This is a genomic window from Klebsiella sp. X13 (assembly GCF_003323835.1).
Lineage (GTDB): Bacteria > Pseudomonadota > Gammaproteobacteria > Enterobacterales > Enterobacteriaceae > Klebsiella > Klebsiella ornithinolytica.
Genome location: NZ_CP030874.1, coordinates 2,630,818 through 2,655,803, shown reverse-complemented (window position 1 = coordinate 2,655,803; position 24,986 = coordinate 2,630,818). Strand labels below are relative to the sequence as shown.

Here is a 24,986-nt window from a genome sequence, read left to right as displayed (position 1 = left end):
TTCCATATTTAGAAGAAAAATATGAACCACGCCACGTTACTGATCTTTAAAATTGTCGCGGAAGAGCAAAGCATTACCCGGGCAGCCAAGAAGCTGGGCCGTGTGCAATCAAACATCACCACGCGCATCCAGCAGCTGGAAGAAGAGCTTGATGTCGAGCTGTTCGTGCGGGGCAATAAAAAAATGGTGCTCTCCTCTGCCGGCAAGCAGTTCCTCGATTACGCGCTAAGAATACTGAGCCTTGGCGAAGAGGCGAAACAGGCGCTGCACCCGACAAACCCCGCCGGGCGCCTGCGCCTGGGGGCGATGGAAGCGACAGCCGCGAGCCGGCTTATTCACCTCCTTCCACGGTTCCGCGCCATCTGTCCGCAGGTCGAACTGACGTTGCATACCCAGCCTACGCAGCAGTTGACCGATCTGGTACAGCGTGCCGCCCTCGACTGCGCGCTGGTGAGTCTGCCGGTTACCGCCGAAGGTGAGCTTGTCCGCCCGACGGACATCGACGCGATCCCCGTTTTTGACGAGCAGCTGATGCTGGTGAGTCCAGAGGGGCCGGCTGATATCAGACTTGCCGCTTTTCCCAGGGGCTGCAGCTATCGGGCGATCGCGGAAGCGTTTTTCGCCTCCGATGCGCATGTCGAGATTCAGGATGTGGGGTCGTACCACGCCATGATCGCCTGCATTGCGTCCGGTGGTTATCGCGGTATCCTGCCGCAAAGCGTAATAGATATCCTGCCCCTGCCAGACAACTGCCAGATTCAGCCGCTTAAGCAGGTACAGACTCAGCTCATCTGGCGCCGGGAATCTATGTCCCCTGCGCTCAGTGAAATGCGGCAACTGCTGACGGCGGGCATCCAATTTTAAGGATGCGCGCGCGCTGACCTGACCGCAACCAGCCCTGCCGCCAGACACAGAGACGCTGCCGCCGCAAGCAATGAGGGATTAAACGATCCCGTCAGGTTATGCAGCGTCCCGGCGACAAATGGCCCGATAATCTGTCCGATACCATAAGTGGCCGTCATCGCCGCGATCATATTGAATTTTACCCGCTGATTCAGCCTTCTGGCTTCCGGGAGCGCAATGGTAACGGTGCCCATAAAGGTAAAACCGACCAGCAGCGCGCTGAGCAGGCAAGCGAGGAGCGTCTGGCTGAGAGCCGGCAGTACCACGCCCGCCGCCTGTATCAGCAGATTGGCGGTCAGCGCCCGGCGGAAGCCCAGTTTGATCACCAGTTTGTGCCAGATAAAGCATGAAGGGACCGCCGCGAGACCAAACAGCGCCCAGAGTTGCACGGGATCGATCTGCGCCAGCGAAGCGGATAAAAACAGCGGCAGGTAGGTCGCGGTAATGATGTAACCAAAGCCAGAAAAACCATATATCGCCAGCAATCGCCAGGCATCGGCGGTTTGTCCATCCGTCGCTGTTAAAGCCGGCGACTGCGGCGGCCAGGTCTGCACCTCATGGGCCGGCATCAGCAGCAGGCGTACGACCAGGAAAAAGAGGATCGTCGCGCTCGCGGCGCAGATAAGCCAGATTTGTGGGCTGGAGAGCGCCGCATGTTTCGCCAGCGAAATACCTTCGGCGGATAAAAAGATCCCCATTCCAACGCCGGAAAAGAGTACCGGCGCACCGTGATGGTGTTGCATATGCTGGAGCAGCCATAGCGAGGCGGCGATCATCGTCACCGCACTCAGCACCCCCGCCAGTCCGCGGATAAGTATGATCCCCGAGGGCGAACTCACCCACGCCAGTAGCGCCAGGCACACTAACGTGCATGCCACCGAAGCGAGAGTCAGGCGGGTGCTGTCAGCCGGTCGGGCTTTCGACAGCAGCAGCGCCCCGATCAGATAACCCGCGTAGTTGACCGACGCTGCCAGATTCCCCTGCCGCAGCGATAGAATCTGCTCATTCAGCATTACCGGGAGAATTCCGGTATAGGCAAAACGCCCGTATCCCATGCCGATAATCAGCACCACTGCACCGGCCAGCGCCAACCACAAAGCCTGACGTTCCGGCCGCTGTTTCGTCCTGTTCACTCGCTACCTCGCCGCTGAAAATCTCAATAAGAGAATGACGTTTCTACTGTTCTCTTGGTGTCGTGGTAATAAACAGGCCGACCAGCAGAAAACGCGGAGCGCAGGCCGACCACTGCCGCCAGTGTAGAGGAGCCCGATGAAGATGCTTCGCTGAACAACGAAGTGTGGTGGTCAATGCGACGGATAAATAATGCGGGGGGCTTGCAGCCCCCGTAACGGTTAGCGGTAACTGAGCGCCAGTCTGGCCGCAAAGAGCATAAATACCCCCATTTTCGGATTTAATACGTTCCCGAGCACTCCTTTTAAAAACCAGTTGCTGGTAGAAGGCGCGGTAGACTGGCGCGTATCGAAGGCCTGACGTGGACGAAGCAGAAGCTGAAAGCCTGGCCAGCCACACCATTTCAGGATGTTGGTCACGAGCCGCATCGTGCTTCAGCGCACCAGGCGGTTCCACTCCTCCCGGGTGATTTCCCACAATTCTGCATCCAGCATGCCCGCGGTAAACTGCTGTTTCTCTACGCGAATCAGGCGCATGCCGCTGTTCATCGATATTTTCCTCGATCCATCGTTGTCGCGGGCTTTAGGCGCGCGCAGCACCTCCCGATGGAGAGTGTTAAACCAGAAATCGGTCACACAGCGGCAGGCTTCGGTCATTAACCCCTGACGCTGCCAGGCCGGATCCAGCCAGAAGCCGCGATTGTTATCCGCCTGGTCGGAGAGCGTAATCAGGCCGATAAGCTGCTCCGGGTCGGCCTGGCGGCGAATCGTCCAGAACCAGCCGCTCCCCTTTTCGGCAGCCGGTAAGGCAATCGTGTTCACATAGCGAGACGCGCCGTCGTCCGGGAACGGCCACGGAAAACTGGCCGCCAGATGGCGCACGATTTCCCATTGCGGAAACACCGCCTGAATCTGAGGCGCGTCGTCTTTGACCAGCGGGACCAGCCGCAGCCTGTCGGTGGTTAAGAGTGGCGCTTTCACGGAGCCTCCTCGCGGAGCCATGGCGTAATCGTGACGCCCGTCAGCAGCCCTTCCGGGCTGAGCAGTCGGGTGACGGTCTGACCCCATGGTTCTTCCCGGTTGGCGATCAGCAGTCGGTATCCTTTGGCCATCAGCACGTCGGAGGCGGCCTGAATATCGCGCACTTCAAATTCAATCCACGCCTGGGGAACGGGCAGATCTGCCGGCCACTCTTCACTGCCAAAGCAGGAGAACGCCGCCTGGGCCAGCGGCCAGAGGGCAAAATGTTTCACTCCCGCCAGCGCATCCTGCTCGGTCAGCAGATAGTCATCGTTACCCGCCATCCGTTTCAACGGTAAACCTAACGTCTCGCCATAAAAGGCATGGCTCAGCGCGGTGTTTTGCGTGATGGGACCAAATCCCGCGACAAACAGCACGGCGATATCGGTGAAATCTTTTGTCATCTTCCCTCCTGACGGTGAACACAGAATAGAGCCAGTAGAAAATTTATACATTGAATACGCAGACTTGCACAGATTCGTCTTGTCCCAACGCTAATTTTGGTGGGTTTGGCTAAAACAGCGGAAAAACGCATCCTGTGCTCGTCCGAATGACCGGGTCTGCGCTATGCTGCTCACACCTTCGTTTGAAATACCATGATGTTATGACCTCTTCAGTCAGTAATACTCAGCTTAATCTGCGCATTATCTCGATCGTCGTTTTCACCTGTATCTGCTATCTCTCCATCGGCCTGCCGCTTGCCGTGTTGCCGGGATATATCCATTACCAGCTGGGATACAGTACGCTCATTGCCGGTATTGTTATCAGCCTGCAGTACATTTCGACGCTGTTCAGTCGGCCGCACGCCGGACGCTATACGGATATCTGGGGGCCGAAAAAGGTCGTCAGTCTTGGGATCGTCTGCTGCCTGTTGAGCGGTCTGTTCACACTGGTTGCTGTGGCGCTGCAATCGGTGCCGGTGCTGGCGATTAGCGCTTTGTTGATTGGGCGTATTTTCCTCGGCGTCGGTGAAAGCTTTACCGCGACGGGAGCAACGCTGTGGGGAATTAAAACCGTGGGGGCGATCCATACTTCGCGAGTGATTTCGTGGAATGGCGTGGCCACCTATGTGGCGATGGCGGTAGGCGCGCCACTCGGCGTGATGCTCAACAGCGTCTTTGGTATCAGCGGTTTTGCCGCGGTGGTCGTTCTGGTGGCGGTGATTGGCCTGCTCTTTGCCCGTACGCGCCAGGATGTCAGCGTCACCACCGGTATCCGGGCGCCGTTCCACGTGGTGGTGCGCAAGATCTGGCCTTATGGCCTGGGCCTGGCCCTGGGAACCGTCGGATTCGGGGTCATCGCGACCTTCATCACGCTCTACTTTTCCGCGCATCGCTGGCAAGGCGCGGCATTTACCCTCTCCCTGTTCAGCGCCGGGTTTATCTGTGTTCGCCTGGTCGCAGGCAATGTAATTACCCGCTATGGCGGCGTCCGCGTCTCTCTGGTCTGCTTCGTGGTCGAGTGTCTCGGGCTGATGATTATCTGGCTCGCGCCTTCCGCATGGATAGCCGGCCTCGGCGCACTGCTGACCGGCAGCGGTTTCTCTTTGGTTTTCCCGGCGCTGGGCGTGGAGGCGGTCAGACAGGTTGAAGAACAAAACCAGGGGACGGCGCTGGGGACCTATTCGGCCTTTCTCGATTTAGCGCTGGGTTTGACCGGCCCGCTGGCTGGCTGGGTCGCCGGCTATTATGCACTGGATACAATTTATCTGCTGGCCGCGGTGGTCGTCGTGCTGGCATTCCTGCTGGTTTTTCGTGTCCACCTGCAGCAACGCGCCGCTTTGCGCCACGTATGAGCGACGGTCTCCGGTAGCCGCAGGTTACCGGAGCCGGTAAAAAACTAATCAATAATTGACTGTGATTCCGCATCCGTGCCAACATCCTTGTCACGTCTGGTTACAGGCGCACTGACGTGGCGGGTGGCATAACAGAGATCGCGTAATTAAAGATCCGGCCCGTGACGTAACCCAATCCGAATCACTGACCACGACGGTGAGTTCTTGAGCCTGGCGGGAAATACGCAAATGCATCAAAGCTTTAATCAGCGCGTTCATTTCTATTACTGCATCTTAGTCGCGCTGAAAATTCATGGAAAATCAAAAAAATCGGGTGGAATCAGAGGAAAGAACAATTTCCTGCTGAAATGGCTGCGTAAAGCTCAGGACAACAATATCTTCCATCCGGATATCACCAGCGAAATCGAATGGCTGCGCGGTAAAATTATTCAGGCCGGGTATGACACCGATCTGGAGCCGATGCTGGACTTCGTCTATGCCACGGCGAAACGCGCCGAAGCGCTCAAGGAGAGCGATTAACCGCCCGCACATTGCACATTACACATGCCGGGCTCCCCGGCATAGCCCACGTGTAAACGCTGAGGCACGTGCGGCGTACCGCTCGTGCGTGACATTGTCACAAAAAGGGTGACAATTCCTTCATCGCGTGCAAAAGACGTTTTATCTGACGGCATTGCCCTCTATGCTGATGAACGCGTATATCTTACCCGGAGTCACCCATGGCCGACTGGAATCCTTCCCTGTATCTGAAATTTGGCGCTGAACGTACGCGCCCCGCCGCTGAATTAGTCGCCCGTATTGCACAGCATCCCGTCACATTCGCTGTCGATCTGGGCTGCGGTCCTGGTAACAGCACCGCTTTGCTGCATCATGCCTGGCCGGAAGCGACCCTTGTCGGCGTCGACAGCTCACCGGCGATGCTCGATGACGCCGCCCGGGCGCTGCCGACCTGCCGGTTCGTCGCCGCCGATATTCGCCAGTATCAACCCGAACGCCCCGCGGATCTTCTCTATGCGAACGCATCGCTGCAGTGGCTGACGGATCATGAAACCCTGTTTCCGCACCTCGTTAATCAGCTGGCGGATAACGGCTTGCTGGCGGTACAAATGCCGGACAACTGGCAGGAACCCTCCCACACGCTTATGCGTCAGGTGGCGCAGGAGATGGGATTCCCGGAGAGCGGACGTCATCCGCTGCCGGGTGCGCAGGCGTATTACGATATTCTCACCGCCTGCGGTTGCGAGGTGGATATCTGGCGAACAACATATTACCACCCGCTGGAGTCGCACCAGGCGATTATCGACTGGCTGCAATCCACGGGGCTTCGCCCCTACCTGCAACCGCTCGATGCCGGGCAGCAGGAGGGATTCCTCGAACGCTATCTGGCGCTGTTGCAGCAACACTATCCGCTACAGCGTAACGGAAAGGTCCTGCTGCTGTTCCCACGACTGTTTATCGTCGCGCAGCGCAAACCTCGCCTCAGATGACAGAGACGTCCGGCGAGATAGCCACGCAATGCGCTATCGCCGGGCGTCAGCGTCGTTTTTGTCGTTGTAATGACCGCTTTCTGGCATTACGCGTTTTTTTCTTTTCTCATTGATCGTCAACTCAAGCATAAGGTCTTCCATCCGCTGTTTATCGTCCTCGTGGCGAAAGATAAATTGACATGAAATACGATATTCAACGCGGCTGTCGCGGCCAAAACAGGGGGGGCTATAAATATTTTTTATCGCCAGATCAACGATTATTTCGCCATAGGCACCAAGATTTAATATGGCTTGCTTCAGATACAGGTTAGCGACTTTTAATTCACTGAATGCCTGATGCGCTATTAATCCGCAGCCGCCGCAGGATAGATTATCGATCGCAAAATGATAGTTTTTGCCATTACGAAAACGGCCATGGCAGAAGAAAGGATAGTCCGGCGCCGTCGTCAGGCGCGGATGCGCTCTTCTCTGGGTTATTGTAATGCTATCCGGGAGATTAAATAGTGTCCCGATACTGTCCGCTACACCCTTCTTTCTCCGTGAAAAAAAATTAGCCTTTCCATTCTCGCTAAAAATAGTAAAGGATAATTTTTTACCATCAGAAATATCAAGATCGGTGGTAAAACCGGCGGCACTCACCTCTTTCAACTGAGTGGTCATCAGGTTATCTTGCGTGTGTATTTGCAGGAGACTTTTATTTTTTAACTCCTCTCTCAATAAACCCATTAAATCATATTTATTCGTACGATGTATTCTTGACATATACTTCACCTCAGCGCAAATCTTAAGTGAAGATAAAAATAAACTTAAGTCAATAAACACGATAATAAATATCAATTAATACGATTGTTATTTTGCAGTCAAATTATTTATGGTTTGCACAGATTGAACGGTTTATAGCATGCCGCTATTTACTCGCCAGAAAAGACTATAATTAGGCCAATACTGAATACGGAAAATGCTATGGATATGATTCTGGCCATGCGCGTATATGCCCGGGTTGTCGAACGAGGGAGCATCTCGCAGGCAGCCAAAGATCTGCATATGGGGCAATCTTCGGTAAGTGAAACCCTCACCCGACTGGAAAAATATCTGGCAGTACGTTTACTGATGCGCAATCCACGCGCTATCACCTGCACGGATTATGGCATGACGTTCTACAACCACAGCAAAATTGTCCTTGCGGCGGCGGCAGAAGCCATTCGCGCCGTGACACCGACGGAAGATCGACTTGCCGGGACGTTACGTCTGTCTTCGCCCTGCTGCTTCGGCGAAACGGTGGTGCCAGAACTATTGGCACTGCTCTATGCCGCCTATCCTTTGCTAAAAATCGATCTCACCCTCAATGATGCAATTGTGGATCCGGTCACTGAGGGGGTCGACATCTCTCTGCGCCTGGGAAAATTAGCAAACGGGATTTTTATTGCCCACCCGCTTGGCCAGGTCGAAAGAAAACTTGTTGCCTCAGCTGAATACCTCCGCAACAGCGAGGCCATTACCGTTCCGGAACAGCTCCGCCATCATCCTTTTATTCGCGTAAAGGGGATTTTTGATGGTGGAGACCTGATACTGTATGACGAGGATGGCGTGGTGGTTCAAACCCGTATCAATACGGTGGTAGCGACCACCCACTGGAGTTCTATTTATGGGCTGGTCAAACGCGGCATCGGCATTGGCGTTCTTCAGGCGCCGGCATGCATGAAAGAAATAAGCAATGGTGAAATGGTTGAGCTATTGCCGGGTTATCACATCCCCGCTTTTGATTTACATGCCTTGACCCCACCGCAAAAACCGATTTCACCCGCAATCAATCAGGTGATATCTTTCCTGAAAACCACGGTGCCCTCTCTTCTGGCACAATATCATGCTTCAGCAATAAACATCCGGCGCGGTTGAGCGGCGCCAAAGCAGGCGCCGCAGCAGAGTTACCAGGAAAGATGGTGCACCAGCGAGAGATCCCACGCGGTGGCCAGCAGCGAAAGAAACATAATCAGGTTAATGGCGGTCTCGATGCGTTTTTCCATTTTTGATTCTCCTGAGTTGTTTTCAGCCGCCAGGCGACGCTGAACAACGGCTTTCTTTTGACCTGTTTTAACAGGTGATGCGATAACGCACGTAATCATCAGCGGGAGTAAATTCGTCATACAGTCGACGGGCCGGATTGTCGGTGCGCGTATGCCAGTAAAGGCGCGACCATCCTTGCTCTTTGGCTTCCGCCCGTAGCGCCTGCATCAATTGCCGGGCAATGCCGCGGCCGCGGAGCTGCGGATCGACGAACAGGTCTTCCAGATAGCAAATCGGGGTTTTCACCCAGGTCCCTTCATGGAGGACGCAGATTGCAAAACCCGCTACGCGATCGTCGACCACGGCCACACGCCCCAGAACCGGTGAGCCGTGGTCCAGTAACCGCTGCCAGGTGTATTCCGTGACATCGGCCGGCTGCGGGCTGCCATAAAAAGAGGTATAGCCTTGCCAAAGCTGCAGCCATTGCGACTTGTCTTGCGCACAGACCTCGCGAATATCAACAACCATCGATTATCTCTCCTGATGTCCGAACTGGACCGGTTACGCGGGCGATCGATTAACGTCTTGCAGTTACGATGCCCATTATTTTCCTGGCCTGACATTTCTTCAAGCGGCGGGGGCACAATTTGCCCTTATTCGTCTTTATCTGTACGCGCATTTACCGCTGTCTGGCGATTGTTGTTTTCAGCGCTACAGATCTGCGCGTTTTGTTTCTGATTTGCAGCCATTGTATGTTGTAACTAAATAAGGCAAGTTAATAACCCGGCCGTGGCCGGGTCAACGTTGTTCGACGATGTTTAAATCAGCACAACGGCTTCACCGCTTCTCGCATGCCGCGCAGCAGAATGGCATCAAGATCCTGCGTTACCTGTTCAACCAGGCCATTAATCTGCGTCAGATCCTGCTCCCAATGAGAGGTCACCGATAGCACCGCTTTCACCAGTTCACGGGTGCCGATCTGCGCGTCGCGATGCTGCGCCCACAGGGTCTGGAAACGCGTCATCCATTCGGCGTCATCCTGCACCGGATAAGTTGCGCCATCGCGCTCCGCGCGATAGAAGGCAATCAACGCCGCCAGCGCAAAAGTCAGACGCGCCGGTAGTTTACCTGATTTCGCCTGCCCTGCCAGCAGCTGCGGCAGAATGCGGGTGCGGAATTTGGTCATGCCGTTTAGCGCAATGGAGAGCAGCTGATGTTTGATATACGGATTGCGAAAACGCCCTGTCACCGCGCTGGCAAAAGAGTCCAGTTCAGCGCGCGGCAGATCGAGCACCGGAATAATCTCTGTATATATCGCCTTCTCGACGAATGCACAAATCTCCGGGTCATTCATCGCTTCGCCGACGGTATCCAGCCCTGCCTGGTAGGCCACCGGTACCAGGGCGGTATGTGCGCCGTTAAGAATCGCCACTTTCCGCTCTTTGTACGGCTTAATATCATCAACAATCAGGACATTAAGTGGCAATTTATCCAGACGCAGTTCAGCGGCCAGCGATTTTGGCCCCTGGATAACAAACAGATAGAAGTGTTCGGCGGTGGCGAGGAAACCGTCTTTGTACCCCAGCTGCGCTTCGATCGCCGCGGCTTCATCACGCGGGTAGCCCGTTACGATACGGTCCACCAGCGTCGAGCAGAAAGCGTTTGCCTCCTGCAGCCAGGTCGTAAATGCCGCCGGCAGCGCCCATTCATGAGCATAGCGCAGCACCAGCTCGCGCAGCGCTTCGCCATTATAATCGATCAGTTCGCAAGGGATAATGATCCAGCCTTTATCCGCCGCGCCGGCGAAGTGGCTGTAACGCTCGTACAGCAGTCGGGTCAGTTTTGCCGGGTAGCTCACCGCCGGCGCATCTTCAAACCGATCGCCGGCGTGATAGCTGATGCCGGCTTCGGTGGTATTGGAAAACACAAAGCGCATATCCGGGTTATGAGCCAGCTGAAGGAAGGCGTCATAATCCGCGTAAACGCTGATTTCCCGGTTTACCGAACGGATCAGACGCGCATCGCTCACCGCCTCACCCCGTTCGTTCAAACCGCGGATAATGGTGGTGTACAGCCCATCCTGCGTGCTCAACGACGGGGGGAACGCGCTCTCTATGGGGCGAACAATCACCACGCCGGCGTTCAGGTCGGTATGCTCATTCAGCAGATCAAGCTGCCAGTCGACAAATGCCCGAAGAAAGTTACCTTCACCGAACTGGATGATACGTTCAGGGTACTGCGCGCCGGGAAAATCACGACGGTTTAATGTTTTCACAATAGGTTCCCTCGTAGAGTGGTCATACAACCTGAGTAATTGGTGTAATAACTTAACAGCTTTTCTAAGAGTAAAACCGTGTTTTGATCAAACCTGTCTCGGTTATTGCAGGATCTTATAGAACAGTGAGGTCGCCGTCATCGTTCCGTCCGGCATTAAGGCATAACGCGGAATTTCCCCGGCTTTTTCCCAGCCACACTGGACATAAAAGCGTTCTGCGCCGCTGCCGGTGGCCGTATCAAGGACCAGAACCGACTTGCCCTGCTCGCGGGCAAGTTGCTCCAGATAATTCATCAGCGCATTAGCCAGCCCCTGCCGCCGCGCATTTTGGTGAACCAAAAGTTTTGCCACGTCGGCGCGATGAGGCTGATTTTCCGGTTGATCGATGACCAGCTGTACCGTGCCGACAATCTGCCCGGCATGTTCGGCCACCAGCACGAGACGCTCCCCGGCCGCCACGCTTTCGGCGATGCGCAGCCAGAACGTTCGCGCCGTTTGCAACGAAAAAGGCAGCATAAAACTGACGGAGGCACCGCCGTTAACGCAATCGGCCAGAATATCGCTCAGCGGGGAAAGGTTTTCGAGAATATCAGCACGCGAAAGCGTACGAAGGGAAAAGGATGTGGTCATTGGTCGCTCCATGAAATTGACCACATCACTATCTTTTTAACTTATATTTAACACAAGCGGAATTGTCATTGCGTTTTCTTATGGCTGATGTTCCGCCAGCGTCGGCGTACAAATCCGATTGCGCCCGGCTTCCTTCGCATTAATAAGATAATCATCGGCAGCCATCAGCAGTTGATTAAACAGCTCGGTGATCCGCCCGCCGCCGACCGGACGACACTCCAGCCCCATGCTCAGGGTCAGTTTAATCTTGTGCGGCCCCCAGACGAAGGTTTGCGCCGCCACGCCCTGGCGAATTTTCTCCGCCAGCAGCTGACCCTCCTGCGGCGTCGCGCTCAACATGGCAACGGCAAACTCCTCCCCGCCAATACGCGCCACCAGCCCCTGCTCGCCCACCAGATCCCGCACCCGCTGGGCGAACTGAGTCAGCACGCAATCTCCGCACTCGTGACCCCAGCTATCGTTGACCCGCTTAAAGTCATCGATATCCAGCAACATCACGGTAAGCTGCTGCGTTTCTGATTGCGGTTGACGCTTCAGCGCCTCGCTCAGACCGGAACGCGAGTAAACCCGCGTCTGGAAATCAAAATCAGCCCGCAGCGCCAGCTGTTTCACCAGGTTATTAATCGCGTCAACACTTGAGGCCACAATCACCGGGCTGATTAACATCGCCGCAATGCCAAGGCGGGTCGAGAACAGCTGCCATGGCTGCAGATGCGCATCGGGAGAGAGATGAACTAACGCATTCGCCACCAGCAGGATCTCACCGATTCCGGTGAGGAAAGTCAGCAGGCAGGTCAGCGGCAGCGGATAACGAATCGCACACCAGATCAGCGCAGGCAGCGGGAAAGTGATACTTTCGGCTCCCCCTACGGCGACGCCAAGGATAATGGACAGCACCAGCACCATGACCGGTAGCAGCTGACTCCAGCGGAAGCCGCTGAACGTCGAAGGGATCGTCACCGTCAGGATAAACGGCAGGATCAGCACCGCCGTCGAGAACTGTTCGCTAAACCAATCGGCCAGCAGAGAGATAAATGTCTCCCGCTCGACATCCATCGATCCAAGCGTCCCCACGGCGGCGCTCAGGAAAGCGGCCAGCAGACAGTAACAGAACAAATTCAGCACATTGATCGGGCCCGGCATGGAATCAGTCCGTCGCTTATCCCACAGCAACAGCTGCGCCAGGCTGACGATAAAGACAATATTCGAGAAATTAATCAGCAGCGAGGCAAAGCCCATTCCCCAGCGTGAGGTCAGGCCGTCGTACACCATCATCGCCACAAAACAGGTGGCATAAAAATAGCTACGATTGAGCCAGACATAGCGGGCGAAGATCCCGACCATCACGGCATTCAGCGGCCAGAAAAAGGACAGTTCCTGGACCAGACGCAGCATGGCACCGAAAAAATGGAGCAACAACGTTAAGGTGAATAACACCAGCGCGTCACGCACGGGGTGTTCCTCACGAAACAGCGTGAATAACCGAATCGACAGTGAAGACATTCAGTGATTATCCGTCTAATTGTTTCAGGCAATTATTATGTTAATAATTAGTTAGCGGATTATCATAACATGAGAATATTTATCCAGCATACCCATGGCGGATAAATGCGCATTATTGACCTCCAGATGAATTCATCTGGATAACCAGCCAGCGATGGATCACCTGCACCACATAGCGCTGCTCCCGGTCTGTCAGTTCACGGCCGGCGGGAATATCATGCCACTTCGCGAGACAGCCACGACAGCAGGTGGCGGTGGCATGTTGGGCGATAAATACCGGATGTCCGCGCATCGGCGTCTGTTTACCGTCATTCGGAATATGCGCTGGCGCCAGCCGGCGGGCAATAAAATCCGCCGCGTGCTGGTCAATGATCTCCGGTCCTTTATCGACACAGTACTGCCGCTCTTTGCGACCAAGATGGAAGCGGGAACGAAAGGTCGACCGCTGGAGACGGGCAAATAAGGAATCTATGTTGGCCATCAGAATACCGACCTTCCCAGGCGTTGGGTCAGTTTTTCCAGTACCGCGGTTCCCGCCAGCGAGTTACCGGCCGCATCCAGCTCCGGACTCCACACCGCGATAGCCATCTCCTGCGGGACAATGGCGACAATACCACCGCCTACCCCAGATTTTGCCGGCAGTCCGACGCGCCAGGCAAATTCGCCGGCGTTCTGATACATCCCGCTGGTCATCATTAAGGCATTCACCTGCCGCGACTGGATCGGGGCAATTACCGGGGTATCCAGATGCGGAGCCACCCCGCGATCGGCGAGAAACAGAAACGTCCGCGCCAGTTCGACACAGCTCATTTCCAGCGAGCAGTAGTGAAAATAGTTTTGCAGGACCGTCGCGACATCATTATGGAAGTTGCCGAACGATTTCATCAGCCATGCGATCGCGGCATTACGCGCCGAATGTTCGAACTCCGAACGCGCCACCACCGGATCATACCCGATATCCGTCACTCCACTCAGACGACGCACGATTTCCAGCATCCTCTGTCGCGGCGCGCTCAGTCGGCTTTGCAACATATCGCAAACCACCAGCGCACCGGCATTAATAAACGGGTTGCGCGGTTTGCCCTGCTCGATTTCCAGCTGTAATAATGAATTGAACGGCTGTCCGGAAGGATCTTTCCCCACCCGCTGCCAGATCTCCTCCTCCTGATAGTGGTTCATCGCCACCACCAGGCTCAGCACTTTAGAGATGGACTGAATGGAAAAACGCTCGTGGGCATCGCCGGCAGAATAGTGTTGACCCTCCACCGTACAAATCGCCACACCCAGCTTATTACCGCTTACGCTTGCCAGCGCCGGAATATAATCCGCCACTTTGCCACGCCCAATTAGCGGCCTGATTTCTGCCAGAATCGTCTCCAGCATTGCATTATTGATGACCGTCGCCACACCCGGCTCCTTGCCCGCCGTCAAAATTCGGGCTGCGAGTATAGCAGAGCACGACGACGATCGTCAGGTGCGACTTCCGTTAGCGACGGTCTTTCCATACGGTCTGGACGTTGCAGAACTCATGCAGGCCAAAGTGGGACAGCTCGCGACCAAAGCCGCTCTTCTTCACCCCGCCAAACGCCACGCGCGCATCGCTGGCGCTGTAACCGTTGATAAAGACGCCACCGCACTCCAGCTCGCGAGAAAAACGCCCGGCTTCATCGACGCTTGCGGTAAACACGGTCGCCGACAGGCCGAATTCGCTGTCATTTGCCAGCGTCAGCGCATGGGCGGCGTCTCGCGCCACGGTAATGGTCGCCACCGGACCAAACAGCTCCTGGCGGAATCCGGTCATCTCCGGGGTCACGTTGCCCAGTACCGTTGGCGCATAGTAGTTACCCTGCCCGGCGATTTTCTCCGCCCCAAGCAGCAGGGTCGCCCCTTCAGCCAGGGTGGCCGTTACCTGTTGATGCAGCTCATCACGCAGATCGAATCGCGCCATTGGCCCGAGGTAATTGGCCTCATCACGCGGATCGCCCATCTTCAGCGCTTCAACCGCGGCAACAAACTTTTTGCTGAAGGCTTCGGCAATCCCGGCCTCAACGATAAAGCGCTTCGCGGCGGCACAAACCTGCCCGGTATTTTGATAGCGGCCAATCACCGCGGCTTTTACCGCTTCATCGAGATCGGCATCATTCAGGACGATAAACGGATCGGAACCGCCCAGTTCAAGAACGCATTTCTTTAATGCCGCGCCGGCCTGGGCGCCAATCGCTTTCCCGGCGCGTACGCTGCCGGTTACCGTCACCGCGGCAATACGCGAATCGTTGATCATCCGGGAGACACCGTCATTGGTCGCGTTAACCCAGCCAAATACGCCGGCCGGCAGCCCTGCCTGATTAACGATCTCGCCAATCAGCGCCGCGCTCCCCATCACGTTCGGCGCATGTTTCAACAGATAGCTATTCCCCGCCAGCAGAATCGGTACTGCACCGCGCAGAACCTGCCACAGCGGGAAGTTCCACGGCATAATGGCGAGAATCGCGCCCAGCGGACGATACTCAATCACCGCATTGTTATTTTCCACCTGAGTGGCTTCGGTCGCCAGCATGGCCGGGCCGTGTTCCGCATACCAGTCGCAGAGATTGGCGGATTTAGTCACCTCACCACGAGCCTGGGCAATCGGTTTACCCATCTCCAGGCTGATCATTTGCGCCATCTCTTCGGCGCGGGCGCGCAGCGCATTACCGACTTTACGCAGGGCGTCAGCGCGCTGTTCGAGACTGACGTGACGCCACTGACGATAACCTTGCTCAGCAAGCGCAATCGCCGAATCCACCTCTTGTTCGCTCGCCCAGGGCAGAGACGACACCCTTTCTCCCGTGGCCGGGTTGACGGAAACCGCGTGAGTTGCAGATAAATTCATCGTTATGCTCTCTCTGTTGATGACGAATGTTGATTGCGAATTGACCTCATTCTGGCTTACCCTGCTTTTCATTGAAAATGAATAATATTAAGCAACCTATTCACAAAAGAAGAACACTATGGACCTGACCCAGCTTGAGATGTTTAACGCCGTCGCCAGCACCGGCAGCATTACCCAGGCCGCGCAGAAGGTGCACCGCGTCCCGTCAAATCTGACGACCCGAATTCGCCAGCTGGAGGCCGACCTCGGCGTCGAGCTGTTTATTCGTGAGAATCAGCGCCTGCGCCTTTCGCCGGCGGGACACAGCTTTTTGCGCTACAGCCAGCAGATCCTCGCGCTGGTCGATGAAGCCCGAATGGTGGTCGCCGGAGATGAGCCGCAGGGGCTGTTTTCGCTGGGTTCCCTGGAGAGTACCGCCGCGGTTCGCATTCCCTCGACGCTGGCGCTTTATAACCAGCGCTACCCGAAAATCCATCTCGCGCTTTCTACCGGCCCTTCCGGAACGATGATTGATGGCGTACTGGAGGGCACCTTAAGCGCCGCATTTGTCGACGGGCCGCTGGTCCATCCCGGCCTTGAGGGGTTACCGGTCTTTCCGGAAGAGATGATGATTGTGGCGCCCTTCGGCCATCCGCCGATTACCCGCGCCAGCGAGGTGAACGGCAGCAGCGTCTACGCGTTTCGCGCTAACTGTTCCTATCGCCGCCATTTTGAGAGCTGGTTCCACGCCGACCGGGCAACGCCGGGGCGGATCCATGAAATGGAGTCCTATCACGGGATGCTGGCCTGCGTCATTGCCGGCGCCGGGCTGGCGCTGATCCCGCGTAGTATGCTGGAGAGTATGCCCGGCCATCATCAGGTGTCGGCCTGGCCGCTGGCCGAAGAGTGGCGCTGGCTGACAACCTGGCTGGTCTGGCGGCGCGGAGCGAAAACCCGTCAGCTGGAGGCGTTTATAGCGCAGCTGAACGAAGATCGGCAACGAGCAGTTTCTCCATAAACAGGCTCAACGGGTCCGGTTGATAGGGTGCGAAGGCGCTGCGGGTCTGATAACCCCAGCGGGTATACAACCTGACCGCCGCCTGCTGATGAACTCCCGTCTCCAGCCGCACGGTATGGCAGTCCCGGCGCAGCGCTTCCGTTTCCAGCGCCTCCAGCAGCCGTTCGCCAAGCTTTTGCCCACGATGATCCGGGTCGATAAACACCCGCTTCATCTCCCCAACCCCATCGTGGCCGAGCACAATCGCCCCGCAGCCGACCGCCTGTTGGTGGGCATCGCGGATCAGCAGCACAATCACCGACTCCACCGCCAGCTGGCTCAAATCCACGAGGTGGTTGCTCTCGGCCGGATAGAGGGATTTCTGATAGGCATCGAGGCGAGCAATCAGCGCCGTCAGATGCGGATCGGTTATGGCTGTCGGGGCGATGGTATACATAGGCGAGCTCCTTTTTTCGCCTACTGTAGCGCAGCGCATACCCCCTTTCTCATAGTTTTAACTTATACAACCCGCCGCCACTTGCGCTAAGCAATTGAACCGCAGTAATTTTATGCCATGACGCTTGATATCGGGAATGGACCATGAATACCAAAGCACGCAAGGTGATGATTATCGGTGCCGGCAATGTCGGCACCTCAGCGGCTTACGCATTGTTAAACCAGACTATCTGCGAGGAGCTGATCCTTGTGGACCTCGATAGGGCCAGAGCACAGGCACATGCTCAGGATCTTAGCGATGCAGCCGCCTATATGCCGGGGATGATGACCATTTCAACCCGGGAGGTCAGCGACTGTGCCGATGTCGATATCGCGGTGATTACCGTTTCCGGCGGATCGCTGAAACAAGGCCAGACCCGCCTTGACGAGCTGAACGCCACCGCCAAAATCGTTAACAGCATCGTTCCACAGATGATGGACAACGGCTTCAACGGCCTCTTTCTGGTGGCCACCAACCCCTGCGATATTATTACCTGGCAGGTATGGAAGCTGTCCGGACTCCCGCGTAGCCAGGTGATAGGCACCGGCGTCTGGCTGGATACCACCCGCTTGCGGCGGGTGCTCGCCCAGGCACTCGATATTGGCGCCCAGAGCATCGATGCTTTTATTCTCGGCGAACATGGCGATACGCAGTTTCCGGTCTGGTCGCATTCGTCGGTTTACGGTTCCCCGATTGCCGATGTTTACCTGAAACATACCGGCCAGCGGCTGGATCGCCAGCAGATCGCGGAGAAGGTTCGCACCCTTGGCTTTGAAATTTACGCCGGGAAAGGCTGCACCGAGTACGGCGTCGCCGGCACCATCGCCGAGATCTGTCGCAATATTTTCACCGGCAGCCACCGTGCACTGGCTATTTCGTGCATTCTTGACGGCGAATACGGTATGTATGATGTCGCGGTTGGCGTACCGGCGGTACTGACGCAGAGCGGCGTCCAGCAGATTATTGAACTGCAACTGGCCGACGATGAAGCGGCGCAATTCCGCCGCTCTGTTGAGGTGATTAAAGCCAATATCGCCCGTCTCGGCTAGATTCGCTTCTCAGCCGTTGATGCCCGCTTTACGCGGGCATCCTGCTCTCACGGGTTTAGATTCAGCGCAGCAAAATTCTCCCCTGCAGCCAGGTCACCGCCTGGCCGGCCATCAGCACGCGATCGCCCTTCAGCTCACAGCGAATATCGCCGCCGCGCGCCGATATCTGGCGGGCCAGCATTTTACTTTTCCCCAGTTTCGCGCTCCAGAACGGGATCAGCATGGTATGCGCCGAACCGGTGACCGGATCCTCCCATACCGCTTCTCCCGGGGAGAAAAAGCGGCTGACAAAGTCATACTCGCCATCGCCGGGGGCGGTAATCGTCACCTTATGTTCTCCGGGCGTCATTGCCGCGATATTCGGGCGCACGGCGGCAACCTCTTCGCGGCTGGCCAGCTCGATAAGCCATGCCCGGCCACGGTGGGCGCTTACGTACCGCTCAAGGCCTAATCCGGCGAGCAGGGCTGCAGGCGGGGTGCTCTCTTGCGTGGCACTCGCCGGGAAATCCAGGGTCAGCCAGCCCCCTTCCCGGCTCACGGTCAGACGACCGGAGGCGGTCGCAAAATGAATCGCCGCGTGCGGAAAGTCGAGGTGATGAAAAATAACGTGTGCGCTGGCGAGAGTGGCGTGCCCACACAGATTCACTTCATTGCGGGTCGTGAACCAACGCAGAGAAAACGCCTCTCCCTCGCGCACCACGAAGGCGGTTTCAGACTGATTATGCTCCTGCGCCATTTTGAGCAAAATATCATCCGCCAGCCACGCGTCCAGCAGGCACACCGCCGCCGGGTTACCGGCAAAAGGCCGTTCACTGAACGCTGAAACCAGATACATGGGGATCTCTTTCACGGTATCTCCTTAGCGTAGCGTAATGGTGCCGGTCATGTACGTTGTCGCCTGCCCGCCAATCAGCACCCGATCGCCCAGCCACTGACAGCGCAGATCGCCCCCGCGGGCGGAGACCTGCCGCGCCTGCAGCGTCGTTTTGGCCAGTTTTTCCCCCCAGTAGGGAATCAGCATACTGTGCGCCGAGCCGGTCACCGGGTCTTCAACAACGCCCTCGCCCGGGCAGAAAAAGCGGCTGACGAAATCATATTCATCATCGGCGGCGCTGACGCAGATCATTTTGCCCGTCCGCTCAAGCAATGACATATTCGGCCGCACGGCTTCCACCTGCTGGCGGTTTTCGAGGATCACCAGATAATCCCGCCCTTCGCGAATCTCTACGGCCTTATCCAGCCCAAGTCCGGCCAGCAGCTCCGGCGGCGGGGCGATAACCGGGGTGGTTTGCCACGCCGGGAAGTCTAACGTCAGCCAGTCGCCGTTACGCGTCACCCTCAGTTCCCCCACAAAACGGGTACTGAACACCACCGTGGTGGAAGGATGGTCGAGATATTCAAAGATAATGTGCGCCGAGGCCAGCGTGGCGTGACCGCAGAGGTTAATCTCATGCAGCGTGGTGAACCAGCGCAGCTCATAACCCTCATCGGTACGCACAAAAAAGGCGGTCTCGGACTGGTTGTGCTGCTGCGCCATACTCAGCAGCGTGTCGTCGGGTAACCATTCGGTGAGTGGGCACACCGCGGCGGCATTACCGCCAAAATTGCGATCGCTGAAGGCATCTACCAGGTAAAAATCAATTTCCTGCATCATACAACGCTTCCTGTTTTTACTTTTCTTCAACATGACATAAAAGCGGGTCATGTACACGATCTATATAAAAATGAATCCGTTAGCTTATAAATGCCGCCTGATGCCATAGTGAGATCCAGATCACAAAACGATTGTATTTTCACCAGCAATCGTTTTAAGATCGAGACCTCTTCTTCCTCTTTAGTAACCAGCTCAGAACCTATGATTACAAACACGGTTTCACGCAGGGTCGCGTGGCTTCGGGTAGTCACGCTTGCGATCGCCGCTTTCATTTTTAACACCACCGAGTTCGCTCCGGTCGGTCTGCTGTCCGACATTGCCGACAGCTTCGGCATGGAGACCGCTCAGGTGGGCATGATGCTGACCATCTATGCGTGGGTGGTCGCGTTAATGTCGCTGCCGTTTATGCTGCTGACCAGCCAGATGGAGCGCCGCCGCCTGCTGATCGGCCTGTTCATTCTGTTTATTGCCAGCCATGTGCTGTCGTTCTTTGCCTGGAGCTTCAACGTTCTGGTGATCAGCCGCATCGGGATCGCCTTTGCCCACGCGGTCTTCTGGTCGATAACCTCTGCATTAGCAATACGTCTGGCGCCGCCGGGCAAACGTGCGCAGGCGCTGAGTCTGATTGCAACCGGCACCGCGCTGGCGATGGTATTCGGCATTCCTATCGGCCGCATCATCGGGCAGTATTTTGGCTGGCGGACCACCTTCCTGGCGATCGGTCTGGGGGCGCTGGTGACGCTGGTGTGCCTGTTTAAGCTGCTGCCTAAACTGCCCAGCGAGCATTCCGGTTCGTTGAAAAGCCTGCCGGTGCTGTTCCGTCGCCCGGCGCTGCTGAGCATCTATCTGCTGACCGTCATCGTGGTGACCGCACATTACACCGCCTACAGCTATATTGAACCGTTTGTACAAACGGTAGCCGGTATGAGCGGTAATTTTGCCACCGTGCTGCTGCTGATCCTCGGCGGCGCAGGGATCATCGGCAGCGTGCTGTTTGGTAAACTGGGCAACCAGCATGCTTCCGGGCTGATTAGCATCGCCATTGGCCTGCTGCTGGTCAGCCTGCTGCTGCTGCTGCCGGCATCGCAAAACGCTCACCACCTGATGGTGTTAAGCATCTTCTGGGGCATCGCGATCATGATTATTGGTCTGGGGATGCAGGTGAAGGTTCTGGCGCTGGCGCCGGATGCCACCGATGTGGCGATGTCGCTGTTTTCAGGGATCTTTAATATTGGTATCGGCGCGGGCGCGCTGGTCGGCAGCCAGGTCAGCACGCATCTTTCGATGGACGCGATCGGCTACGTCGGGGCGATTCCGGCGCTGGTGGCGCTGGTGTGGTCAATCATGATATTCCGCCGCTGGCCGGTGTCGCTGGACGATCATCAGCCTCACCACTCCTGAACGGGTTGACGAAAAAAAAGCCTGCCGGTTGTTCCATCGGCAGGCTTTTTTATTCGCGGGTCGTCAGTGAAGCGACGGCGACGTTATCAGGCGTGGTAGGTGGTAATAATTTCCAGCACGCCGTTGATAATAAACTGTACGCCCATGCACACCAGCAGGAAGCCCATCAGGCGCGAAATCGCTTCGATTCCCCCTTTCCCCACCAGACGCATGATTGCCCCAGAGCTGCGCAGGCAGCCCCAGAGAATAATCCCGACCAGGGCAAAGATAATCGGCGGCGCCACCAGCACCACCCAGTTCGGAAAATCGACGCCATGCTTCACCGTCGATGCCGTACTGATCAGCATGGCGATGGTCCCCGGCCCGGCGGTGCTCGGCATAGCCAGCGGCACAAACGCGATATTGGCCGTCGGTTCATCCACCAGCTCTTCGGATTTGATCTTCGCTTCCATCGAGTCATGCGATTTCTGCTGCGGGAAGAGCATCCGAAAACCGATGAAGGCCACAATCAACCCGCCGGCAATGCGCAGGCCGGGAATAGAGATGCCGAAGGTGCTCATCACCACCTGACCGGCATACCAGGCAACCATCAGGATAATGAATACGTACACCGAGGCCATCAGCGATTGTTTGTTGCGCTCCTCGTTGTTCATATTGCCAGCCAGCCCGAGGAACAACGCAACGGTCGTCAGCGGGTTCGCCAGCGGTAAAATCACCACCAGCCCCAGACCTATCGCCTGAAAGAGTTCAATCATAATGAATTAAGGCCCCGTTAATTTTTCACTATTAAAAAGTTTTGCCGCGCCAGTATAACTTTGCTCGTCAATATCATTCCAGCGCTTATCACCCGGCCAGTGCAGCGCCCCACCGCCGCTTCAGCCAGGGCCAGAAGTCTGCTTTAGCAAATCGTGTCATCGTCTAATCCCTCAGGTTGACATATTATTGCCTGGGCAATAATATCAGCAGCAATTAACTACTTGCCTGGGCAACCATTGTGAAAAACACCAGCGATCTGTTTAACGAAATGATCCCCCTCGGTCGCTTGATCCAAATGGTTAACCAGAAAAAAGATCGCCTGCTCAACGAATATCTCTCGCCGATGGATATTACTTCCACCCAGTTTCGGGTGCTTTGTTCCATTCGTTGCGAAGTATGTATTACCCCCGTTGAGCTGAAAACCGTGCTGTCGGTCGACCCAGGCGCAATGACGCGCATGCTCGACCGTCTGGTCTGTAAAGGCTGGATTGAACGGTTACCCAACCCCAATGACAAACGCGGCGTACTGGTGCAGCTAACACCAGACGGTGCAGCCCTTTGTGAGCAGTGTCATCAGGTTGTGGGTCAGAAATTGCACCAGGAATTAACAAAAAATCTGTCGGCGGATGAAGTGGTCAATCTTGAGCATTTACTCAAAAAAGTCCTGCCGTAATAAGAAGAGGTAAGATGATGTCCAGACGCAATAATGACGCCATCACTATCCATAGTATTTTGTCGTGGATTGAAGATAACCTGGAATCGCCCCTGTCGCTGGAAAAAGTGTCCGAGCGTTCTGGTTACTCCAAATGGCACCTGCAAAGAATGTTTAAAAAAGAGACCGGTCACTCCTTAGGCCAGTACATCCGCAGTCGCAAGCTGACGGAAATCGCGCAAAAACTCAAGCAGAGCAATGAGCCGATTTTGTACCTGGCAGAACGTTACGGTTTCGAATCGCAACAAACGCTGACGAGAACCTTTAAAAACTACTTCGACGTTCCGCCGCACAAATATCGCATGACCAATATGCCGGGTGAATCCCGCTATCTGATGCCACTAAACAACTGCTGTTAATCGCCTGCAACAAGACGTATTGAGGAAATCATGAAACTATTCGCTACCGCGGCCATGGTCCTGGTCGGCCTGGTCTCCAGCCAGAGCTATGCGGAGCAAACGACTACGCCGGTTCGCCACAATCACCGCGACGCGATGATTATGCCTTCCGAACATAACGACTCTCCATTTGATTTCAATCATATGGCTGCCGGTAGCGACAAATCGGATGAGCTGGGCGTACCGTATTACAATTAACTGCACTACCCGAGCATTTCGCCCCGTTTACGGGGCTTTTTTTTTGCGCCTCTGACAACAACGGATCGCGCCCCCTGACTGTCCCCAGGTGGCCGTTTACTGCGCTCCCTCAACTCAATTTGTCCCCCAATATCATATAATTCCTTATCCCTGTTCATCGTAGTTACGCTCGCAAAACGATAAGACCGCCGATGTACATTTCAACCCGGTTTAAAATTGTTCTTCACCTGTGTGGGTTTCTGGTTTTGCTCTACAGCCTGACCATGATCCCGCCGATGCTGATTGCGCTGTTCGCCAAAGAGCGCAGCGTTTTTGCCTTTTTTTCGACCTTTGTTCTCGCCTTCTCTGGCGGTTTGCTCTGCTGGCGGGCGACGCATCAGTCGAAGGTTAATCTCGAAACCCGCGATGGTTTTCTGATTATCGTGCTGTTCTGGCTGCTGTTTTCCGCCATCAGCGCCTTGCCGCTGTGGTTAAATGACGAACTACGCCTGTCGATAGCCGACGCCCTGTTTGAGGGCGTCTCGGGGATTACCACCACCGGGGCGTCAGTATTTCATGACGTCTCTTCGCTACCCGTGTCGATTCTCTATTACCGCGCCCAGCTCAATTTTGTGGGTGGCTTAGGGGTTATCGTGCTCGCTGTGGCGGTGTTGCCGCTGCTGGGCATCGGGGGAATGAAGCTTTATCAGTCCGAGATGCCCGGTCCGTTTAAAGAGGAGCGTCTGACGCCGAGGCTGGCGGATACTGCCAGAAGTCTGTGGCTCACCTATATGCTGCTGGGAGGCGCCTGTACTCTTGCTTTTTTCCTTGCCGGGATGTCGTTTTTTGATGCCCTTTGTCACGGGCTATCGACGGTGTCGCTGGGAGGGTTCTCCACGCATACGGAAAGCATCGGTTACTACCAGAGCGATGCAATAGAACTGGTGGCCGGGGCCTTTTCTCTGCTCTCGGCCCTTAACTTCACCCTCTATTTTGTGGCTATCGCGCGTCGTAGTCTGAAACCGTTTCGCCGCAGCACCGAGATGCATTTCTTTTTCCTGGTGGTGGCGCTGGTGGTGGCGGTGGTCACTTTCGAAGTGTGGCGTTCGGAGATGTACAGCCTGCCCAAATCGTTGGTCCACGCCTTTTTTCTCACCAGTTCTATGATCACCGATAACGGTCTGGCAACGGCGGATTATGCCTCCTGGCCGCCGGAAATTATCGTGCTGCTGCTGTCAGCGAGCTTTTTCGGCGGCTGTATCGGGTCGACCTGCGGGGGAATTAAGGCGCTGCGTTTTCTGATCCTCTTCAAGCAGAGCCGCCACGAGGTACATCAATTAGCCCATCCCCGGGCAATCATGAGTATCCGCGTCGGAAACGCAATCATCACCGATCGCGTGCTGCGTTCGGTGTGGAGTTTCTTCTTTCTGTATATCCTCACGACCTGCCTATTTGTCTGGCTGCTGAATCTACAGGGCTACGATCTGCTGACATCGTTTGCATCGGTTGCCGCCTGCATTAATAACATGGGCCTCGGTTTTGGGGCGACCGCCGATGGCTTCGCTGGCCTGAATGATGTCTCGAAATACCTGATGTGTATGGCGATGCTGCTGGGGCGACTGGAGATCTATCCGCTACTGATTCTGCTTTCGCGTACATTCTGGCGTAGTTAGCGGAGACGGCTTCCGGCTATTCACCAGACAGTTGATCGCGCTCCGGCGCTGAGAAGAATACATAACGCCTGCAGT

The 24,986-nt window shown here is 55.8% G+C and carries 27 protein-coding genes and 1 pseudogene; 12 read left to right on the top strand and 16 right to left on the bottom strand.

From position 1 onward, the window contains the following. Nucleotides 1-21: 21 nt before the first annotated feature. Nucleotides 22-864, top strand: coding sequence for a LysR family transcriptional regulator (locus DSD31_RS12685; RefSeq protein ID WP_015584306.1), 843 nt, complete (start codon nucleotides 22-24; stop codon nucleotides 862-864). Here the strand turns inward: DSD31_RS12685 and DSD31_RS12680 are convergent. The 4 genes and pseudogenes from DSD31_RS12680 to DSD31_RS12665 all read right to left on the bottom strand — a co-directional run bounded on the left by DSD31_RS12680 (nucleotide 861) and on the right by DSD31_RS12665 (nucleotide 3,457). Next, nucleotides 861-1,958 (bottom strand): YbfB/YjiJ family MFS transporter, encoded by a 1,098-nt coding sequence (locus tag DSD31_RS12680; protein WP_369974014.1) that lies wholly within the window; start codon nucleotides 1,956-1,958, stop codon nucleotides 861-863. The two genes, DSD31_RS12685 and DSD31_RS12680, sit on opposite strands and share 4 nt — an antisense overlap. A gap of 336 nt (nucleotides 1,959-2,294) precedes the next feature. Continuing rightward, nucleotides 2,295-2,456: pseudogene (locus tag DSD31_RS26435) on the bottom strand (LysE family translocator); the annotation flags it as partial. Between the two features lie 12 nt (nucleotides 2,457-2,468). Next, entirely contained in the window at nucleotides 2,469-3,014 is a 546-nt protein-coding gene (locus tag DSD31_RS12670; RefSeq protein WP_004862134.1) for a GNAT family N-acetyltransferase, read from the bottom strand. After that, the gene (locus tag DSD31_RS12665; RefSeq protein WP_004862136.1) at nucleotides 3,011-3,457 is read right to left on the bottom strand and encodes a VOC family protein; all 447 of its coding nucleotides are present in this window, start codon (nucleotides 3,455-3,457) and stop codon (nucleotides 3,011-3,013) included. Before DSD31_RS12665 ends, DSD31_RS12670 begins: the two co-directional genes overlap by 4 nt. Nucleotides 3,458-3,657: 200 nt before the next feature. On the opposite strand from DSD31_RS12665, the gene DSD31_RS12660 reads away from it, so the two are divergent. The 3 genes from DSD31_RS12660 (at nucleotide 3,658) to tam (ending at nucleotide 6,335) form a co-directional block, all read left to right on the top strand. After that, entirely contained in the window at nucleotides 3,658-4,848 is a 1,191-nt protein-coding gene (locus DSD31_RS12660; RefSeq protein ID WP_113991084.1) for an MFS transporter, read from the top strand. Between the two features lie 228 nt (nucleotides 4,849-5,076). Further along, complete coding sequence (locus DSD31_RS12655) at nucleotides 5,077-5,367, top strand: hypothetical protein (protein ID WP_004862141.1); 291 nt, start codon at nucleotides 5,077-5,079, stop codon at nucleotides 5,365-5,367. Nucleotides 5,368-5,567: 200 nt separating this feature from the next. Further along, nucleotides 5,568-6,335: a trans-aconitate 2-methyltransferase gene (gene tam, locus DSD31_RS12650; protein ID WP_015584302.1), complete on the top strand. Its 768-nt coding sequence runs from the start codon at nucleotides 5,568-5,570 to the stop codon at nucleotides 6,333-6,335. Nucleotides 6,336-6,368: 33 nt separating this feature from the next. Here the strand turns inward: tam and DSD31_RS12645 are convergent, their stop codons facing one another. Then, nucleotides 6,369-7,097: a flagellar brake protein gene (locus DSD31_RS12645; protein WP_015584301.1), complete on the bottom strand. Its 729-nt coding sequence runs from the start codon at nucleotides 7,095-7,097 to the stop codon at nucleotides 6,369-6,371. Nucleotides 7,098-7,298: 201 nt separating this feature from the next. On the opposite strand from DSD31_RS12645, the gene DSD31_RS12640 reads away from it, so the two are divergent. Next, entirely contained in the window at nucleotides 7,299-8,231 is a 933-nt protein-coding gene (locus DSD31_RS12640; protein WP_113991083.1) for a LysR family transcriptional regulator, read from the top strand. A gap of 195 nt (nucleotides 8,232-8,426) precedes the next feature. Here the strand turns inward: DSD31_RS12640 and DSD31_RS12630 are convergent, their stop codons facing one another. The 7 genes from DSD31_RS12630 to sad all read right to left on the bottom strand — a co-directional run bounded on the left by DSD31_RS12630 (nucleotide 8,427) and on the right by sad (nucleotide 15,619). Next, complete coding sequence (locus DSD31_RS12630; RefSeq protein WP_004862154.1) at nucleotides 8,427-8,867, bottom strand: GNAT family N-acetyltransferase; 441 nt, start codon at nucleotides 8,865-8,867, stop codon at nucleotides 8,427-8,429. Nucleotides 8,868-9,162: 295 nt separating this feature from the next. Further along, a complete protein-coding gene (locus DSD31_RS12625) occupies nucleotides 9,163-10,614 on the bottom strand; it encodes a tagaturonate reductase (RefSeq protein ID WP_064367565.1) in 1,452 nt (483 codons plus the stop codon). A 102-nt stretch (nucleotides 10,615-10,716) separates the two neighbouring features. Then, complete coding sequence (locus DSD31_RS12620; RefSeq protein ID WP_064359319.1) at nucleotides 10,717-11,244, bottom strand: GNAT family N-acetyltransferase; 528 nt, start codon at nucleotides 11,242-11,244, stop codon at nucleotides 10,717-10,719. 78 nt (nucleotides 11,245-11,322) lie between these two features. After that, the gene (locus tag DSD31_RS12615; protein ID WP_048023611.1) at nucleotides 11,323-12,747 is read right to left on the bottom strand and encodes a GGDEF domain-containing protein; all 1,425 of its coding nucleotides are present in this window, start codon (nucleotides 12,745-12,747) and stop codon (nucleotides 11,323-11,325) included. A 112-nt stretch (nucleotides 12,748-12,859) separates the two neighbouring features. Beyond that, on the bottom strand, nucleotides 12,860-13,228 hold the full coding sequence (locus DSD31_RS12610; protein WP_032717473.1) for a DUF4186 domain-containing protein: 369 nt from the start codon (nucleotides 13,226-13,228) through the stop codon (nucleotides 12,860-12,862). Continuing rightward, on the bottom strand, nucleotides 13,228-14,154 hold the full coding sequence (gene glsB, locus DSD31_RS12605; protein WP_004862165.1) for a glutaminase B: 927 nt from the start codon (nucleotides 14,152-14,154) through the stop codon (nucleotides 13,228-13,230). The genes DSD31_RS12610 and glsB overlap by 1 nt, the downstream gene beginning before the upstream one ends. A gap of 79 nt (nucleotides 14,155-14,233) precedes the next feature. Continuing rightward, entirely contained in the window at nucleotides 14,234-15,619 is a 1,386-nt protein-coding gene (gene sad, locus DSD31_RS12600) for a succinate-semialdehyde dehydrogenase (protein WP_015584296.1), read from the bottom strand. Nucleotides 15,620-15,737: 118 nt separating this feature from the next. Here sad and ptrR point away from each other — a divergent pair, with 118 nt between their 5' ends. After that, nucleotides 15,738-16,616 carry a putrescine utilization regulator PtrR gene (ptrR, locus tag DSD31_RS12595; RefSeq protein WP_004862169.1) on the top strand — a complete coding sequence of 293 codons (879 nt, stop codon included), beginning with the start codon at nucleotides 15,738-15,740 and terminating at the stop codon, nucleotides 16,614-16,616. Here ptrR and DSD31_RS12590 read toward each other — a convergent pair. After that, a complete protein-coding gene (locus tag DSD31_RS12590; protein ID WP_071359417.1) occupies nucleotides 16,570-17,052 on the bottom strand; it encodes a GNAT family N-acetyltransferase in 483 nt (160 codons plus the stop codon). The genes ptrR and DSD31_RS12590 overlap by 47 nt on opposite strands. Before the next feature lie 143 nt (nucleotides 17,053-17,195). Between DSD31_RS12590 and DSD31_RS12585 the strand changes: the two genes are divergently transcribed. Continuing rightward, entirely contained in the window at nucleotides 17,196-18,140 is a 945-nt protein-coding gene (locus DSD31_RS12585) for an L-lactate dehydrogenase (RefSeq protein WP_015584294.1), read from the top strand. A gap of 61 nt (nucleotides 18,141-18,201) precedes the next feature. Here the strand turns inward: DSD31_RS12585 and DSD31_RS12580 are convergent, their stop codons facing one another. After that, nucleotides 18,202-18,990 carry a PhzF family phenazine biosynthesis protein gene (locus DSD31_RS12580; protein ID WP_032717476.1) on the bottom strand — a complete coding sequence of 263 codons (789 nt, stop codon included), beginning with the start codon at nucleotides 18,988-18,990 and terminating at the stop codon, nucleotides 18,202-18,204. Nucleotides 18,991-18,999: 9 nt separating this feature from the next. Beyond that, nucleotides 19,000-19,791 carry a PhzF family phenazine biosynthesis protein gene (locus tag DSD31_RS12575; RefSeq protein ID WP_032724359.1) on the bottom strand — a complete coding sequence of 264 codons (792 nt, stop codon included), beginning with the start codon at nucleotides 19,789-19,791 and terminating at the stop codon, nucleotides 19,000-19,002. A gap of 204 nt (nucleotides 19,792-19,995) precedes the next feature. Here DSD31_RS12575 and DSD31_RS12570 point away from each other — a divergent pair, with 204 nt between their 5' ends. Beyond that, a complete protein-coding gene (locus DSD31_RS12570; protein ID WP_004862182.1) occupies nucleotides 19,996-21,195 on the top strand; it encodes a sugar transporter in 1,200 nt (399 codons plus the stop codon). 86 nt (nucleotides 21,196-21,281) lie between these two features. Here DSD31_RS12570 and DSD31_RS12565 read toward each other — a convergent pair whose 3' ends face one another. Beyond that, nucleotides 21,282-21,950, bottom strand: coding sequence for a MarC family NAAT transporter (locus tag DSD31_RS12565; RefSeq protein ID WP_004862185.1), 669 nt, complete (start codon nucleotides 21,948-21,950; stop codon nucleotides 21,282-21,284). A gap of 239 nt (nucleotides 21,951-22,189) precedes the next feature. Between DSD31_RS12565 and marR the strand changes: the two genes are divergently transcribed. The 4 genes from marR to DSD31_RS12545 all read left to right on the top strand — a co-directional run bounded on the left by marR (nucleotide 22,190) and on the right by DSD31_RS12545 (nucleotide 24,911). Continuing rightward, nucleotides 22,190-22,624 (top strand): multiple antibiotic resistance transcriptional regulator MarR, encoded by a 435-nt coding sequence (marR, locus tag DSD31_RS12560; RefSeq protein WP_004862187.1) that lies wholly within the window; start codon nucleotides 22,190-22,192, stop codon nucleotides 22,622-22,624. A gap of 17 nt (nucleotides 22,625-22,641) precedes the next feature. After that, a complete protein-coding gene (marA, locus tag DSD31_RS12555) occupies nucleotides 22,642-23,022 on the top strand; it encodes an MDR efflux pump AcrAB transcriptional activator MarA (RefSeq protein WP_004862191.1) in 381 nt (126 codons plus the stop codon). Nucleotides 23,023-23,052: 30 nt separating this feature from the next. Further along, nucleotides 23,053-23,259: a multiple antibiotic resistance protein MarB gene (gene marB / locus DSD31_RS12550; RefSeq protein ID WP_004862194.1), complete on the top strand. Its 207-nt coding sequence runs from the start codon at nucleotides 23,053-23,055 to the stop codon at nucleotides 23,257-23,259. Nucleotides 23,260-23,450: 191 nt separating this feature from the next. Further along, nucleotides 23,451-24,911, top strand: coding sequence for a TrkH family potassium uptake protein (locus DSD31_RS12545; RefSeq protein WP_113991082.1), 1,461 nt, complete (start codon nucleotides 23,451-23,453; stop codon nucleotides 24,909-24,911). Nucleotides 24,912-24,986 lie beyond the last annotated feature (75 nt).

What these genes read in the sequence shown, in the direction of transcription:
- DSD31_RS12610 (WP_032717473.1), bottom strand. Translation starts at nt 13,228, where the DNA reads ATGGCCAACATAGATTCCTTATTTGCCCGTCTCCAGCGGTCGACCTTT.
- ptrR (WP_004862169.1), top strand. Translation starts at nt 15,738, where the DNA reads ATGGACCTGACCCAGCTTGAGATGTTTAACGCCGTCGCCAGCACCGGC.
- DSD31_RS12645 (WP_015584301.1), bottom strand. Translation starts at nt 7,097, where the DNA reads ATGTCAAGAATACATCGTACGAATAAATATGATTTAATGGGTTTATTG.
- DSD31_RS12565 (WP_004862185.1), bottom strand. Translation starts at nt 21,950, where the DNA reads ATGATTGAACTCTTTCAGGCGATAGGTCTGGGGCTGGTGGTGATTTTA.
- DSD31_RS12570 (WP_004862182.1), top strand. Translation starts at nt 19,996, where the DNA reads ATGATTACAAACACGGTTTCACGCAGGGTCGCGTGGCTTCGGGTAGTC.
- DSD31_RS12590 (WP_071359417.1), bottom strand. Translation starts at nt 17,052, where the DNA reads ATGTATACCATCGCCCCGACAGCCATAACCGATCCGCATCTGACGGCG.
- DSD31_RS12680 (WP_369974014.1), bottom strand. Translation starts at nt 1,958, where the DNA reads ATGGGATACGGGCGTTTTGCCTATACCGGAATTCTCCCGGTAATGCTG.
- DSD31_RS12585 (WP_015584294.1), top strand. Translation starts at nt 17,196, where the DNA reads ATGAATACCAAAGCACGCAAGGTGATGATTATCGGTGCCGGCAATGTC.
- DSD31_RS12620 (WP_064359319.1), bottom strand. Translation starts at nt 11,244, where the DNA reads ATGACCACATCCTTTTCCCTTCGTACGCTTTCGCGTGCTGATATTCTC.
- DSD31_RS12655 (WP_004862141.1), top strand. Translation starts at nt 5,077, where the DNA reads ATGCATCAAAGCTTTAATCAGCGCGTTCATTTCTATTACTGCATCTTA.
- marA (WP_004862191.1), top strand. Translation starts at nt 22,642, where the DNA reads ATGTCCAGACGCAATAATGACGCCATCACTATCCATAGTATTTTGTCG.
- DSD31_RS12630 (WP_004862154.1), bottom strand. Translation starts at nt 8,867, where the DNA reads ATGGTTGTTGATATTCGCGAGGTCTGTGCGCAAGACAAGTCGCAATGG.
- tam (WP_015584302.1), top strand. Translation starts at nt 5,568, where the DNA reads ATGGCCGACTGGAATCCTTCCCTGTATCTGAAATTTGGCGCTGAACGT.
- DSD31_RS12615 (WP_048023611.1), bottom strand. Translation starts at nt 12,747, where the DNA reads ATGTCTTCACTGTCGATTCGGTTATTCACGCTGTTTCGTGAGGAACAC.
- sad (WP_015584296.1), bottom strand. Translation starts at nt 15,619, where the DNA reads ATGAATTTATCTGCAACTCACGCGGTTTCCGTCAACCCGGCCACGGGA.
- DSD31_RS12640 (WP_113991083.1), top strand. Translation starts at nt 7,299, where the DNA reads ATGGATATGATTCTGGCCATGCGCGTATATGCCCGGGTTGTCGAACGA.
- DSD31_RS12685 (WP_015584306.1), top strand. Translation starts at nt 22, where the DNA reads ATGAACCACGCCACGTTACTGATCTTTAAAATTGTCGCGGAAGAGCAA.
- DSD31_RS12665 (WP_004862136.1), bottom strand. Translation starts at nt 3,457, where the DNA reads ATGACAAAAGATTTCACCGATATCGCCGTGCTGTTTGTCGCGGGATTT.
- DSD31_RS12575 (WP_032724359.1), bottom strand. Translation starts at nt 19,791, where the DNA reads ATGCAGGAAATTGATTTTTACCTGGTAGATGCCTTCAGCGATCGCAAT.
- DSD31_RS12660 (WP_113991084.1), top strand. Translation starts at nt 3,658, where the DNA reads ATGACCTCTTCAGTCAGTAATACTCAGCTTAATCTGCGCATTATCTCG.
- marB (WP_004862194.1), top strand. Translation starts at nt 23,053, where the DNA reads ATGAAACTATTCGCTACCGCGGCCATGGTCCTGGTCGGCCTGGTCTCC.
- DSD31_RS12545 (WP_113991082.1), top strand. Translation starts at nt 23,451, where the DNA reads ATGTACATTTCAACCCGGTTTAAAATTGTTCTTCACCTGTGTGGGTTT.